Origin of the sequence: Flavobacterium marginilacus, assembly GCF_026870155.1 — a bacterium.
Classification (GTDB): domain Bacteria; phylum Bacteroidota; class Bacteroidia; order Flavobacteriales; family Flavobacteriaceae; genus Flavobacterium; species Flavobacterium marginilacus.
In genome coordinates this window covers 3444709-3459808 of the sequence record NZ_CP113975.1, presented here as the reverse complement: position 1 = coordinate 3459808, position 15100 = coordinate 3444709, and the positions used below count along the sequence as shown (strand labels likewise).

At 32.7% G+C, this 15100-nt stretch carries 14 protein-coding genes and 2 tRNA genes; all 16 read left to right on the top strand.

Going from position 1 to position 15100, the window contains the following annotated elements; genetic code table 11:
- The 16 genes from OZP07_RS14300 (at nucleotide 1) to OZP07_RS14230 (ending at nucleotide 15016) form a co-directional block, all read left to right on the top strand.
- Nucleotides 1-900: a phosphatase domain-containing protein gene (locus OZP07_RS14300; RefSeq protein WP_281635622.1), complete on the top strand. Its 900-nt coding sequence runs from the start codon at nucleotides 1-3 to the stop codon at nucleotides 898-900.
- A gap of 242 nt (nucleotides 901-1142) precedes the next feature.
- Nucleotides 1143-1943, top strand: coding sequence for a TatD family hydrolase (locus tag OZP07_RS14295; RefSeq protein WP_281635621.1), 801 nt, complete (start codon nucleotides 1143-1145; stop codon nucleotides 1941-1943).
- Between the two features lie 114 nt (nucleotides 1944-2057).
- A complete protein-coding gene (locus OZP07_RS14290) occupies nucleotides 2058-2870 on the top strand; it encodes a hypothetical protein (protein WP_281635620.1) in 813 nt (270 codons plus the stop codon).
- 81 nt (nucleotides 2871-2951) lie between these two features.
- Nucleotides 2952-3701: a nucleotidyltransferase domain-containing protein gene (locus OZP07_RS14285; RefSeq protein ID WP_281635619.1), complete on the top strand. Its 750-nt coding sequence runs from the start codon at nucleotides 2952-2954 to the stop codon at nucleotides 3699-3701.
- Between the two features lie 14 nt (nucleotides 3702-3715).
- Nucleotides 3716-4102: a hypothetical protein gene (locus OZP07_RS14280; RefSeq protein WP_281635618.1), complete on the top strand. Its 387-nt coding sequence runs from the start codon at nucleotides 3716-3718 to the stop codon at nucleotides 4100-4102.
- On the top strand, nucleotides 4092-7493 hold the full coding sequence (locus tag OZP07_RS14275; RefSeq protein WP_281635617.1) for a PIN domain-containing protein: 3402 nt from the start codon (nucleotides 4092-4094) through the stop codon (nucleotides 7491-7493). The genes OZP07_RS14280 and OZP07_RS14275 overlap by 11 nt, the downstream gene beginning before the upstream one ends.
- A 13-nt stretch (nucleotides 7494-7506) precedes the next feature.
- A complete protein-coding gene (locus OZP07_RS14270) occupies nucleotides 7507-8619 on the top strand; it encodes a nucleotidyltransferase domain-containing protein (RefSeq protein ID WP_281635616.1) in 1113 nt (370 codons plus the stop codon).
- Nucleotides 8620-8836: 217 nt separating this feature from the next.
- Nucleotides 8837-9775 (top strand): multicopper oxidase domain-containing protein, encoded by a 939-nt coding sequence (locus OZP07_RS14265; RefSeq protein WP_281635615.1) that lies wholly within the window; start codon nucleotides 8837-8839, stop codon nucleotides 9773-9775.
- Nucleotides 9776-9794: 19 nt separating this feature from the next.
- The gene (locus OZP07_RS14260) at nucleotides 9795-10223 is read left to right on the top strand and encodes a hypothetical protein (RefSeq protein WP_281635614.1); all 429 of its coding nucleotides are present in this window, start codon (nucleotides 9795-9797) and stop codon (nucleotides 10221-10223) included.
- A 40-nt stretch (nucleotides 10224-10263) separates the two neighbouring features.
- A complete protein-coding gene (locus tag OZP07_RS14255) occupies nucleotides 10264-11736 on the top strand; it encodes a tyrosinase family protein (RefSeq protein ID WP_194639077.1) in 1473 nt (490 codons plus the stop codon).
- Between the two features lie 161 nt (nucleotides 11737-11897).
- A complete protein-coding gene (locus OZP07_RS22310) occupies nucleotides 11898-11981 on the top strand; it encodes a hypothetical protein (RefSeq protein WP_489886140.1) in 84 nt (27 codons plus the stop codon).
- Between the two features lie 813 nt (nucleotides 11982-12794).
- Nucleotides 12795-12868, top strand: a tRNA-Arg gene (locus tag OZP07_RS14250).
- 20 nt (nucleotides 12869-12888) lie between these two features.
- Nucleotides 12889-12961 (top strand) — tRNA-Asp (locus OZP07_RS14245).
- A gap of 96 nt (nucleotides 12962-13057) precedes the next feature.
- Nucleotides 13058-13606, top strand: coding sequence for a 3'-5' exonuclease (locus OZP07_RS14240; protein WP_281635613.1), 549 nt, complete (start codon nucleotides 13058-13060; stop codon nucleotides 13604-13606).
- Nucleotides 13607-13624: 18 nt separating this feature from the next.
- Entirely contained in the window at nucleotides 13625-14194 is a 570-nt protein-coding gene (locus OZP07_RS14235; RefSeq protein WP_281635612.1) for an RNA ligase 1 family protein, read from the top strand.
- A 36-nt stretch (nucleotides 14195-14230) separates the two neighbouring features.
- The gene (locus OZP07_RS14230) at nucleotides 14231-15016 is read left to right on the top strand and encodes an ATP-grasp domain-containing protein (protein WP_281635611.1); all 786 of its coding nucleotides are present in this window, start codon (nucleotides 14231-14233) and stop codon (nucleotides 15014-15016) included.
- Nucleotides 15017-15100 lie beyond the last annotated feature (84 nt).

The following is a 15100-nucleotide window of genomic DNA, read 5'->3' as shown; positions in this document are numbered from 1 at the left end:
ATGAAAAAGACACCAACATTGACAATTTTAGTAGGCTGTCCTGCATCGGGAAAAAGTACGTACGCCGAATGGATCGTTCGAACCGAACATAAAACAATGCGAATAAGCCGCGATGAGATTAGGTTTTCACAATTTCAGGAAGTTATGGATGCTGGATCAGAAAGTATGATTTCGAAAATTATTAACAGACAGATAAAAACACTGCTTTCTAATGGATGGAATGTGCTTTTGGATACCTGCAATGTAAAAATGGAATACATCAAACAGCCTATAGCCGATTTCTCTGAAATGGCAAATATTGAATTCAAAGTGTTTGATTTATCGCTTGAAGAACTTTTGACTCGAAATGAAAAAAGGGATCGAAAAGTGCCAAAGAAAGTGATTGAAAATATGTATCATCAATTGCAAAAAACCAAAGAAAAATTTGATTTTAAATCAATTAAAAAAATCAATAAAAAAATAGAATACCGTGTTCAAAATCCGGAACTCCCAAAAGCAATTATCTGCGATCTTGACGGAACTTTGGCATTGATGAATGGACGAAACCCTTTTGATGCTAGTAAGTGCGATGAAGATGAAATAAATAACCCCGTAGCAAATGTGTTGAGAAATTACAAGAAATTGGGATATCAGATACTTTTGGTTTCTGGGAGAGAAGATCGTTACAAAGAACCTACTTTACGATTCCTTGAAAAGCACGAAATCGAACACGATAATCTGATTATGCGTAAGGCACAAGACAGCCGAAAAGATTCTATTATTAAAACCGAAATCTACAATGAATTTATCAAAGAAAAATACTTTGTAGAGTTTGTCCTTGATGACAGAAATCAGGTGGTTGATACGTGGAGAAATGACTTGAAATTACCTTGTTTTCAGGTGTATTACGGTGATTTTTAGCTTTGTATTTAATAGTGATGTTCTGTAATTTACGCAAAGTTTGTATAGATCCCTCCTCGTTTTGTATGATTTATCCTAACATATAAATAACAAACTTTATGCAAAAAAACTTTGCGACTCCTCGCCTTTGCAAGATTAGAAAATAACGCCTTATTGGCAAAAAATAAAAAATAATTTAAGATAACGGGGAGGGAAAACTTAGAATCTCAGCCTCTCAGAACCTTAGCAACTTAAAAAAAAACATGAATACATATATAGATATCGGAATTAATTTAACGAATAAACAATTCCAAAACGACATAGACGATGTCGTACAAAACGCTTTAGATGCTGATGTATCGCAGATGATACAGACAGGCACAAGTGTACGAAACAGTGAAGAATCAGCTAAAATTGCGAGGCAGTATCCAGGTGTGTTATATGCTACAGCAGGAATCCACCCGCATGATGCGAAAAGTTTTGATGCGCAGAGCATTTCAAAACTGCGGAATTTATTACAGCAGAAACACGTAATTTCAGTAGGCGAGTGCGGACTCGATTTTGATCGTGATTTTTCGCCCAGAAATATTCAGGAAATGTGTTACAAAGCCCAATTAGAATTGGCCATCGAAGTTCAGAAACCTTTGTTTTTGCACGAAAGAGCTGCTTTTACACGATTCATGAGTATTACAAATGAATATTTACCGCAATTACCCAAAGCTGTTGTGCATTGTTTTACAGGAAGTCTGCAGGAAGCCAAGACGTATCTCGATAATGGCTTGTATCTTGGTTTTACTGGAGCGATTTCAGACAGTAAACGTTTTGATCATTTGAAAGAAGTGATTCAATACGTTCCTCTTGACCGAATAATGATAGAAACCGATGCGCCTTTCATGCTCCCGAAAAACACACCGACTAATCTCTTAAAAAAATACCATGAACGCCGATGTGAACCTGCTTTTCTGCCTTTTGTAGCAGGAACTGTTGCGCAGTTTAAAGGGATTGCTTTGGATAAAGTGGCAGAGGAAACGACTAGGAATGCTAGGGAGTTTTTTGGACTTTAGTGTTTTTCAATTGGGTTCGCAGGATTGAAAGAAATTATAAAAAGTGTCCATTTATTTATAGCAGTATAGAGCAGGAGGTGTATATTTTTCTTACTTTGCTAAAAAAACAAATCCATGAAGTTTATATCCAACAGAACTATAATCCTAAAGTCATTTATTGCCGCATTAGCCATATTGGGAATCAAAAATTTTATTTTCAAGCATCTTTCGCTTTGCGGGCAGGATTTTCATGACTTAATCGAACTTTCGGATATTACGATTATTTTCACGGGTGCGTTTTTTGTGTTCGGGTTATTATTGGCTGCAACGATGACCGATTTTAAAGAAAGTGAAAAAATTCCGGGAGAAGTAGCTTCAAATCTGGAAGCGATCAAAGACTGGATTTACCTTGCTTTCAGAGCGCCAAGAACAGGAACTACCGATTTGTGCAAAGAAGAATTAAACAGCACTTTTCTGCGTCAGGAAATGCTTGCGATTACCGATGGTATTATTTCATGGATTTATTCCAGCGGCAAAGATTCTACAGTGATTTTTCCGCTGATTCGTAAGTCTAATGAAATTGCCTATTATTTTGCCGAAAGAGGTGTCGATAAAGAAGCCATAAAAGGCATTCAGGAAAATACCAATGCCATGCGGAAACAGCTCACACGCGCCTACTCGATTTCGAGAAACAACTTCATAAAGCCAGCTTACACCTTGCTTCAGAGTATTTTGTTTATAGTGATGTCGCTTTTGCTGATTACCAAATTCAAAAGCCCGTCTGCCGATTATCTAGTGACCTCGGCCATTACGTTTATATTTTGTTATCTGTATTTACTGATCAGAGGTTTGGATGATCCATTTGATATTTTCAATGGCGATACCAATGTCGATTTGAAACCAATTGACCGATTCAAACAGCGTTTGGTTTCAGATTTTTTGGTTTGAAAATGAAGTAAGAATAGAATTTGTTTTCCTAATAGGTTTTGAAAATCGGTTAGGTCTTATCTGGATTAATTTGAGAAGAATATGGAAAAGAAAATACTCGATAAATTAAAAGAAATAGAAATACAAAAAGATGTAGAAATACTTTTTGCTTGCGAATCGGGCAGTCGTGCGTGGGGATTTGCTTCTCCGGACAGCGACTATGATATCCGTTTTATATACAAGAACAAGCCGGAGTATTATTTGTCACTTTGGGAAAAGCCCGACGTAATCGAGTTCATGACGGAGGACGATCTTGACGGTTCCGGCTGGGATTTACGGAAAGCCGTAAAATTATTGGCAAAATCCAATGCACCTTTGCTCGAGTGGCTGTATTCACCTGTTGTATATTTTGAGAATGAAGTTTTTGCAAAGCAAATGCGGGAGCTAGCCACAGCATGTTTTTCTCCAATAGCGATTTTGCACCATTATTTGGGAACGACAAAGAATTTCATGGAAGTCTGCGAAATGGAAGAAGTAAAACTAAAAAGTTATTTCTACGCCTTGCGCACCGCATTGGCCGGAAAATGGATTTTAGAAAACAATACTTTTCCGCCCGTTGCATTTGCAGAAGTTTTACCAATTGCGCCGAAAAACATACAGGAAAAAATACTAGAATTACAACAAATAAAAGCCAGCCAAAACGAAACCTATCTGCACCCAAAAGAAACTTTGATAACTGATTTTTTATTGGAAACAGTACAATTTAATCAGGAAAATGCAAGTAAGTTGGGAAGTGGGAAGAAGTTGAATGAGGAGTTGGATTTGTTTTTTATGAATATGATTAATAACTAATAAAACTATAAAATATGGAACCAATTACAATGGCAATTATTACACCTTTTTTAATAGAATTAGGCAAAAAAGGGATTGATAAATTTAGTGAAAAAGGATTTGAAAGTGTTTCAGAAGGAGCAATTAATTGGATTAAATCATTATTTTTTAAAGATGATAAACCTAAAAAAGCATTAATTGAACTTCAAGAAAATCCTGAAAATAAAGAAAAGCAAAATATTGCAAAAGCACTTATTGAAAATTCTATCGAAGATAATCCTGAATTTGAAATTCATTTGAAGGAAATTTTAGAAAAACTTCCAAAAATTGAAAATACAATTACAAATAGTAAAAATGTAAATACAGGTAATGTAAACACAGGAGGAGGAGATTTTAGATTAGGAGATAATTATGGAGCTTAATAATGTAAATTTAGGAAGTATTAATAGTGATGGTGGAGGAGTTCATATCGGAAACAATATTACGAATGTTTTTGAAGGATTATCTCATTTGCTCATTGAGTATAAACAGCAATTAGAAGAGATTAATAATCTTATTTTATCTTTTAAGCCTAAAACGGCACTTGATTTACTTAATGCTTTAGATGATAGAATTAAAAATGGACAAGCAGAAAACGATAACAAAATAAATAGTAAGCTACTTTATTTAAAAGCTCTTTGTAAAAGTGATTTAACGGAATACTCTAAGGAAGATTCAGCGAAGGATTTTGTACAAGCATATTTGTTGAATAACCAAGATGAAACTCTTAAAGAAAGAGCCTGTGTTGAGTATATAAATTTAAAAGATAATTCAAAAGCAATAAAATTATCTGAAGAAATAATTCAAATTGACGAATATAACATAAGTGCTTGGTTTGTAAAAGTTTTAATTTCTGATGATATTAAGAATTATCTCAAGTCTGTACCTAAAATTGTATTTGATAATTATGGTTTTCAACATAGTGTCATTTATCAAATTATTCGAATTGAAAAGTTAGATTTTTTTGAAAATTTAAAAGATTATGGCTTTGAGCTGAAAATTGATTACGAAAAATACAAAGAAGTTACATTTGATAATAAAATATCTTGGTTGATAGTTATAGATTTGGCTCTTACAATAATATTCAACAAATACCAAACAAAATATATTGCTGGAGATAGATTCCTCTTGGAAGAAATACCTGAGATATCTTCTACTGTTAATTTAACTGAAATTTTTGTTAATACATTAGATAAAACAGAGATTTCAAATACTATTTCTCATCAAAAATTTTATTATCATTATTTAAGTTATATAAAAACATATAGCGATAATGATTATGAAAACATTGAAAAAGTATTTGTAAAGCTTGAAAAGCCTTTTTGGTTTTATACATACTTTATGTGCCAAATACACAATCATCAAAAGCAATATGAAAAAACAGTTTCATTACTCAATGAGTATGAAAATTTAAACGGAGAATTAAATAGCGAATTTTTTCTCTTTAAGTCTGTTGTATTTTATCTGTTAGAAAAAGATGAGGAAATTGAAAAATTGTTTGATGAATATTTAAAATCAATAGATATTTTAAATGAAAAACATTTTATAAATATTGATAAAGCTTTCTTTAATATTCCAGGCAATAATTATGATAAAGAACTCTATGAGATGAGGTTGGCAAAAGTTTTAAAAAAGGATTTTAGTTTTGATGAATTAAAAATATTTTTTGAAATTTTAATAAAGGTGAGGTATATTAGAGTATACAATAAAGAAGAAATTTATGAACAAATAATTAAAATAAAAGACTGCGGTTTCTTTGATTTGATTTGTAAAACTCAAATAGCTAATTGCATGAATTTAATTGGAAAGATTAAAGAAGCTATTAATTATATGGAATCTTTTACAGACAAATCTATTATATCAGAAACTTTAAGACTCTATATAATTCTTCTTCATAAACAATTACACGATAAAGATGATGATGAAAGAGGAAGATACAAAGAGTTACTAGAATTATTAAAATTTTGGAGAGAAAACAATTCAGACATAGATGAGCTTTTACTTGGATTTGAGCATAATTTTTATATCGAGATAGACGATTTAAATAGTCTTGAACAAATTGATGAACTTTTGCATAAAGAGTTTCCTGATAATGAACAGTACCTTTTTTTTTATTTAGCTACTCTTGAAAGAAAAAAGTCATTTGATAAAATTAATGAAGTATGTACAGATGTTAAAACTGTTTTTGATGATGAAGCTATAGGAGTAAATGTTAGTTTTATAATGATTCGTAACAATATCAATATTTCAAAAGGATTTGATATCTTATATAATTTAGCACTTGATATTAATAATACTTATGCGAGAAAAAATTATTTTACAGCTTCATTATTAATCACACCTTTTTTTGAGCAGTATGAAGAAGTGGAACTGGATTACTGGGTAGCTTATACTGTAAATGGAAAAAATGAAAAGAAAAAAATTACAAACTTAGGAGGACTAAACAAGGAATTTATAGGTAAAAGAAAAGGAGAATCTTTTTCAAGTAAATCATCAATGTCTAGTAATATTAATACAATAGTAATCGTTGAGATTTATAATGATGCTATGAAATTGTTTCGAGATATTTCCGAAGAAGCAAATAATCCAATTAATGAGTTAGGGTTTGAATCGCTTCAAATGCCCCAAGATGCTGAAGGAATGAAAAACTTCCTAATTGAGCAATTTGGAGTTTCTGGCACTCAAGAAAAGGAAAGAGTAGATAATCTTCTGAATGAATATTATGATTATAAAGTAGGTTTTACAGAAATAGTAAGAGGGGTTTTTAGAGAAAATTATCTAAATGCCTATTTGCATTTGACAAACTTTAAGGGATGTAAATATACTACAATACCGAACGCTTTTTCTCATAAAATTACGTCTAAGGATGAGGTTGGATTTATTTTAGATTTCAGTACTTTGTTGTTATTCTTTTTTTTAGAAAGAGAGTTGGATTTTAAGTTCAAACATAAATTTAAAATATCTAATTTAATTAAGAAAGAAATTGAGGAGGAATTAGTAGAACTAAAAAATTTACCAGAATCTTCAATGAGTATTCAAATCACGATGGAAGGGATAACGAGATATGATACTCCTGAAAATTATAAAGAAAAAAGAATAGAATTTATTAATTCGATACTTGTCTGGACTAATGAAAATTGTGAAATTGACCTTGTTGAAGAAAAATTAGATCTGATTCCAAAACTGAGGCAAAATGAAATAGGATTTGATTCTAATATTATGAAAATGTTAGTTGATTACATGCATTTATCAATAAGGGAGAATCAGAAATTAATAAGTAGTGATAGCACTTTATTTTTATTTAAAAGAAATCAAAACTTGTATAGTAATTTAATTAATCCTGAAAAATATCTTATAACCTTTTATCCTGAGAAATGTAACACAGATTTTTATAGATATTTATTAAAAAATAATTATTTAGGAATTGATATTAATCTAGAAACTTTAAAAAATGAATTTTTTGATTTTATAACTGGTAGGGAAAATTATTATCTTTTAGTGTTGGAAAACTTGCAATTTTATATAAATCGTAATCCTGATATAATTATTTTATGTGTTAATTTTATAAAATATCTATATCTAAGTAACACCATAAGTGTAAAAGATAAAAATAGATATTCTTCCGAATTATTTAGAAATACTTTTTATGGAATGCCTATAAGTTTGATTAATCAATATGAAAGCATTTTAAAAAAAGAGTTTAAGCTATTAGGAGATTATTATGACGAAGTTTTAAGCGAGTTTTATGCAGTAAAAAATCTTTACATAATTTAAAAGCATAGAGTAAATGACCATCCAAGACCTACGCACCCAAAACCTAATCCTTTTCGAAGTAATTTCGGGAAGCAAATCTTTTGGGTTAAATACACCAACATCGGATACTGATATCAAAGGCGTTTATTACCTGCCAAAAGAGAAATTCTTTGGGTTGGATTATATCCCGCAAATCAGTAATGAAACCAATGATGAGGTGTATTACGAGATTGGCCGTTTTGTGGAATTACTGCTCAAAAATAATCCTAATATATTGGAGATTCTGGCTTCGCCGGAAGATTGTATTTTGTACAAACATCCGTTAATGGAAAACCTTAGAATGGAAGATTTTCTATCCAAATTGTGCAAAGATTCTTTTGCCGGTTATGCCGTTACACAGATCAAAAAGGCGAGAGGTTTAAACAGGAAAATAGTAAATCCGATGCCAAAGGAAAAGAAAAGCCTTTTGGATTTTTGTTATGTATTGCCCGTAGGGACAAGTCGCGACTTGTCCGTACACATGTCCGTACACGAAGCAATTCCTGTTCAAAATTGGCTGATGTCGAATTCCTTTGATAAATCCCATATTGGATTAGCAAAAATGCCACACATGAAGGATATGTTTGCGATGTTTTATGATGAAAATAAAACCTTAGGTTACAAAGGAATCATCCAAAAAGAAAGCTCCAATGAAGTTTCGCTTTCTTCGATTCCAAAAAACGAAAAACTCGTTGGTTATTTGTCCTGCAATCAGGACGGCTATTCGAAATATTGCAAAGAATACAAAGAGTATTGGGAATGGATCGAAAAACGCAATGAAGACCGTTACAGAGATTCTGTAAAGACGTTGCATGCAACGTCTCAACCACAAAATTACGACAGCAAAAACATGATGCACACCATCCGTCTTTTGCAGACCGCTGAGCAGATTCTTTCCACCGGAAAATTAAACATCAGGGTTTCCAATCGGGAAGAATTATTGGACATAAAAGCAGGAAACAAGGAATACGATGATTTACTTAAAATGGCGGATAATTTAATCGCTTCCATCGAAAAGCAGTATCAAACTTCGACTTTGCCGGAAAAACCGGATGAGGAAAAAGCAATTCAGACTTTAATTAAAATCAGAGAAGAGTTATATTCATAAAAGCAGAATCTCCCCAAAAGGGCGATTTTTTTGTTATTGCCCAATTCAGTTTCAAGGAAATCTTAATTTTATTCAGGCGAAAACCAAAATGAGATGAATTATTTTTAGGATTTATACTGCAAAAACAGGTGTTTGTACGCAGTCTTATCATTTTTTATAGCTCTAAATTTGAATTTCAATAGCAACAAGGATATTGAACAATAATTCAGGTTTAGAAATGAAAAATCGCAATAAAATCATATGGGTCTGTTCTTTTTTACTCTTTAGGGCTTTGTTGTTTTCCCAAAACGAAAGATTAATCATCGGAAGAACAACAGGAAAACTGGAACTGGATAATACCGTTATCCGGGCTTTTGGTTTTGCCGATTCGCTTTCGGGACAAATTACTTTTCCAGGATCTTATATCGATATAAAAGAAGGCGATAGTATCCTTATTGATTTTTGGAATATCTCGCAGGGAAATCCTGTTTCATTATACTGTAAGGAAATTGAGTTTGTGCAGCATAATAAGGAAAACGAGGTCATGAAAGTAAAAGAAGCCGTTCATCATATGGAACACGGATTTTATTCCTTTCAGGCTAAAAAATCAGGAACCTATTTGTATTACAGTCCCGAAAATTATCCTTTCAATCTTCAGGCTGGGATGTTTGGTGTAATTGTTATCCGGCCTAAAGAAAATGAATATTCGTCTGTTAAACCTTCAAAAGAAGTAATGTGGTGCAGTAACGAACTAGATTCACAATGGCACACTGATACCATTATGGGAACCGAATATGATCCTTCAAACAAAGCTGTCATTCTTCCAAAATACAAGCCTGATTATTTTCTGATTAACGGAGAAACGTTCTCAAAAAATAAAGGTTTACAGTCATTGGCGCACAAAAAAGATACGCTTTTGCTCCGGTTAGTAAATGCAGGTTTGTATGAACACGAAATTGTGTTTCCGTCCCGGACCAAACTTCATTTACTGTATGGAAAAGATTTCAATATCAAAGCAGTATCAAAAGGATATCAGTTAAAACTGCATCCAGGCGAATGTTTCGAACTGCTGGCTTATTTAGGCGATACAGGAGAAACAGAAAAAATCAAATATCGTTTTATAAATCCCGCTTCAAAGAAAACAAGTTACAAAGCGGCAATTCCTGTCTTTTATTAATAATTTAAACTCATTTCTCATGAAAAAAAGACTACTTTACCTTATTCTTCTTCTTTCATTTTCTTTCGCTTTTGCACAAACCAAACCTACTTTTTCTGTTATAGGAAACGCAACAAACAAAGAAAGTGTGCAAAAAAACAAACGACTGGATATTTCTAAAATCAAAGTCGAAAATATTTCCAATCAGCCTATTTATCTGGTTTGGGAAACGGTATCGAATACTTTTCCTAAAGAATGGGATTGCTCGATGTGCCAGCACGGTGCCTGTCAGATCGGAATTCCCCAAGGTTCTGCTTTTAGAAAACTCAATGCAGATCAGCAGGGATTTATTGCTATTCATGTTATTCCATCCAATAAAACTGGAAACGGTACTGTAAAGTTTAAGATCTACGATAAAGCGAACCCTGATTATGCTCAAATTCTAACCTTTCAGGTAGAAGCTCTTTAATATCAATAAACAAATCATTATTAACCCAAAAACATACAAAATGGAAAAAAAAGTTACTTTATTCTTTATTATTTTGATTGCAGGTTTTTGCTTTGGTCAAAATAAAAACAATGTACAATATGTACGAAAAAATGCCAATACACCTGAAGCACAGGCAGATCTTGAAGCTATGAATGTTGCTTTCAAGAAAATGCGTGAAATGGGCTGCGAAAAAGGCCTGAGCTGGTACTATCAGGGAGCGATTCATAATATACCGGACGTTATTCAGGGACAGAACCAGCTTTGTTCAGCATACCAAACTTCTAAAGATAAATTGTGGGCGTGGGGAGATTGCACTCATAAAAAAACAGAAAGTGCTTCTTTGAATTTTTTGTTATGGCACAGAATGTACATTTGGTATCTGGAAAAAATTGTTCGCGATTTATCCGGTAAAAAAGATTTTGCTCTTCCATACTGGAATTATGGAAGTGTTGCAAACAAAGACAATATTATGCCTGAAAAAATAAGAGAAAAATCAGGTTCATTGTACATCGCATCGAGATACAGTATTTTGAATGATGGAAAAGAGATTCTTCCAGATCAGTTAAAACAAATTCAGTTGTCTCTGGAAGAATTAAAAACGAATCCTTCCTTTTCAGGATCTGCGGGATTCAGCAAAAATTTAGAAATCGCGCCTCACGGTTTTATGCATGATTTAATTGGCGGCGAATATGCAGATCCAGGTGAAACATTCTACAATGAAATTTACCAAAAGCAGAATTTCTCAGGTTTAATGGCCAATGTGCCTTCTGCTGGGTTTGATCCTGTTTTCTGGCTTCACCACAGTATGATTGATCGTATTTGGGAATCGTGGGATGTTTCGGCTTACGGACAGCGTCCGACTTTAGAACAGCTGAAAGCAAATCCATGGCCTTATGAGTTTATTGCGCCAAACGGAGATCATGTAACTTATACAATGGAAGAAATATATAATATTGTCTTCAATTTAGATTACAAATACGACAATTTGCTTTATGAATCAAAAGAACCTGTTTTAGCTGCGAAAAATGCAAAAACGAAAAAAGTAATTGCGTTTCAGGACTCAAAAGAAAAGATTATCTGGGAACAAAAAATTGGTAAACCGCTTGAGAGTACTAGCTTTACTCACAAAGTAACTTCAAACTTTGCTAAAAACACTAATAAAATTTTGAAAGCTGAAGTTAATTCAAAAATCGTATTGAATCTGGATGTAGTGGTTTACAAAGAACCAAAAGATTTTTACAGCGTTTATATTCGTTATCCTGGAAAAGCAGACCAATACGTGGGCACAATGACTTTCTTTGGCGTTGCCCATGATCACGGATTAGAAGGTACTCATGAAATAAGCGAAACTGGCGTAAAATTGAATTTCTCTTATTTTATTTCAGATGACTTATCGAATTCTGCTTCTGATTTTGAAATTATCATTAAAAAGACCGGAAGCGGAGATGCTAAAGTTACACTGGAAAAAATCAGCGTTGCCAAAGTAAATTAAACCCGTTTTTCTACCAATAAAAAGCCAAACCCTGCAAATCACCAATATTTGCGGGGTTTGGTTTTTTAATTTAATTTAAAATATTTATTGGTTCTGCCATTGATTCGCCGAACAGAGGACGTTTGTTCCCCCCAGATGATGATCCGAAATCAGCAGAGGTTATGTTTAAAGTTTTATTATTTGCTAAAGATGATGATATTCAGGACCCAATTATTTTAAGTCAGAATGATAAAACATATGCTTAAAAAAGGGATGGACAGAAAAAAAGAAATTTTAATTTCATAAAAATCTGTTAATTTAAGATATAAAGGACTACATTTGCGTCGAATTAAAATAAAAGAAATACATATGAGACTTTCAATAGAACAAAATTTTGACCATTTAGCAGGATATCTTCCGGCTAGGGATTCAGGATGTAATAGTATTTTTATGGAATTGAAGTGTAAAGTATAGTTTTAAACTCAACATAAATATAGAAGCGTCCTCAAAATGGGACGCTTTTTTTGTTTTACGACATTTAAATTTCGATAAATAGAATCAAAAAGCACTTAGATTTTGCTTTCTATGACACAAAAAAGGATAAAAATAAACGCTTAACTAAAAATAAACCAAAAAATAAATGATTAAATGTTTAATGCATAAACTAAATAACGAAATATAATCTTGAAAAGTAATCTAATGAGAGACAGTCATTTGATACAATTAAGGAATCTGCATCAGTATGCGGACAGGAATTTCTATTGATTTAATTAGAGTGTAAATAATTGATAATCAATAAAATAATTTAAAAAATAATTTGGATAATTGATTTTTTCGACTTTATCTTTGCCGAAGAAAATCAGAAGAAAGATTTTCAGATAAAAATGATTTTAGAATATAATACAGCATATAAAATGAACTTCAATTTAAAAATATATAACACACAACTGCTAAACCCGAGAATGGATCTTGGATGTTTAACAATACAGGTGCATAGATACAGGCAATAGGATAGTTATGTCATATTGAATTTATAAAGCACCTTTAACCGGGTGCTTTTTTTATGCCCAAAAAATAATGATTTTGTAGCTCAGCTGGATAGAGCGTCTGCCTTCTAAGCAGATGGCCGAAGGTTCGAATCCTTCCAAAATCACTTGTTCTCTAGAAGGAACTGGCTCATTGGGGTTACTGGCTAACCTTCCCGACTGTCTCTCGGGAGAAACGGGTTCGACTCCCGTATGAGCCGCTTTGTGCAAAGCTTCAAAGTATAAAAAACTTAGTGACTTAGAATATTAGCCGCTTCAAAAGAAGTTTAATTGAAAAAGATAAAAATTTAGAAATCATGGTGTTATATGATAAAATTATAGTGATTGATATTGAAGCAACTTGTTGGGAAACTAAGGAGGAAACACTTTCAAATCAGAGAGAAATTATCGAAATAGGAGTATGTAAGTTAATCTTATCGTCGGGAAAAATTGAAAATAAACAAAGTTTTTATATCAAACCGGAAGTTTCTCAAGTTTCTTCTTTTTGTAGCCAATTAACAGGAATTACAAATGAAAAACTACGGATAGAAGGAACTTCTCTTGAGAAAGCATTAAAGAAAATTAATTCCAAGTATTCGGCAAAGTATAGAACATTTGCAGGTTATGGCGATTTTGATCAAGAAATATTAGAACAAGAATGTAAAGCAAAAGCAATTGAAAACCCATTTAGAAATGACTATTTGAATATAAAGACACTTTTTAATTTAGTTTACCTTCAGGAGAAACCTCAAGGATTATTGAAAGAACTAGAGCTAATAGGAGAATCTTTTGAAGGAAAGAATCATAATGGAGCCGATGATGCTTATAATGCAGCCAAATTACTGTATAAAGTTTTACAGAGATAACAATTAAAAAAATAAACAATGAAAAAGATAAGTACATTATTTGCTAAAAACCCTGCTGATTTAGGAAGGGTAATTAATAAAATCAATATAGAAAACAATTGGGTTTTTGATGGACAAGCCATTGCGACCAGAAAATTTGACGGTACATCTGCAGCCATTATTGGCAGAGAAATATTTAAAAGATTCGATGCTAAAAAAGGAAGGACGATTCCGGCAGGAGCGATTCCGTGTCAGGAAGCAGATCCAATTTCAGGGCATCACCCGCACTGGTTAAAATGTGACCGTTCAAAATCGGAAGACAAACATTTCTTTGAAGCTTTCGATCGTTTAGAAAATAAAACAGACGGAACCTACGAATTGTGCGGCCCCAAAGTACAGGGAAATCCTGAAAAGTTTGACAAACATACTTTGGTAAAACACGGCAGTGAAATCCTTGATTTTGTAAGTCTTGAATTTGATGATTTGGAAACATTTTTATCAGAAAATGATATTGAAGGAATTGTTTTCCACCACGTTTCAGATGGAAGGATGTGTAAATTGAGAAAAACAGATTTTGGAATTAAACGCCTGAAACTTGAAGCAGTATAAAAAATAAATACAAGTAACATTTAAAATTTAATAACGATGAAACAAAAATACAACCGTATAGCCCTTGTAGGAATTGAACAGGAAGAATATGATAGCATAAAAGCGCAATATTCCGGTCATATTATCTGGCACCAGTCAATACCAAAAATTGTGGTTAAAGATGCCGTTTTGTACATGGAAAAATCGAATGGAATTGGAATGCTGCCTGTAGATAAAGTGGTTTACTACGGAATTTACGATAATGATTTTGATTTTATTTCAGGTCTTGCCATTTGGAATGGAGATTGTTATCCTAAAGCTTCTGCTATGCTGGACTGCCGATTTAAGATTCCTTGTCTGGTAAAAGCTTTATCTCTGTCAAGGTTTAGCGCACCGAGAGGTTTTGTAAGTGCCGGGGCTTCTGTAAGTACTGCGAATGATACAGTTGCAAAATGGGGCAACTGGCATTGCGGTGAAAATAAACATCGTTTTACAGGAGAGTGGGAAAGTGAGTTTACCGCTACCATTGAACCGTATTATGAAGGCGAAGCCGTTCGGATTATGATGATAGGAGATATCTACTGGCAGATTAAGTTAGAAGGAGACGATTGGCTGAAATCGATTCATCCTGATAATGCAGGTTTTATGCCTGTAGATGATGATCTGCTTACTGATACACTTCATATTAAAGAAGCTTTGAAAATGGATATGATTGGAAATGATTACATCGTGGCAAAAGACGGCTCTAAATATTTATTAGAAGTGAATCATATTCCGAACATAACAAGGTTTGAAGAAGTCAGACAAGCTTATTTGTCGGCTGTAATTGAATGGATCAATTAATTTTTTACACTGCGCAAAATAATTGCGCAGTGTAATTTGAATATTTGATTATGAATTTAAAGAAAAGAATAAGAGAAATCATTT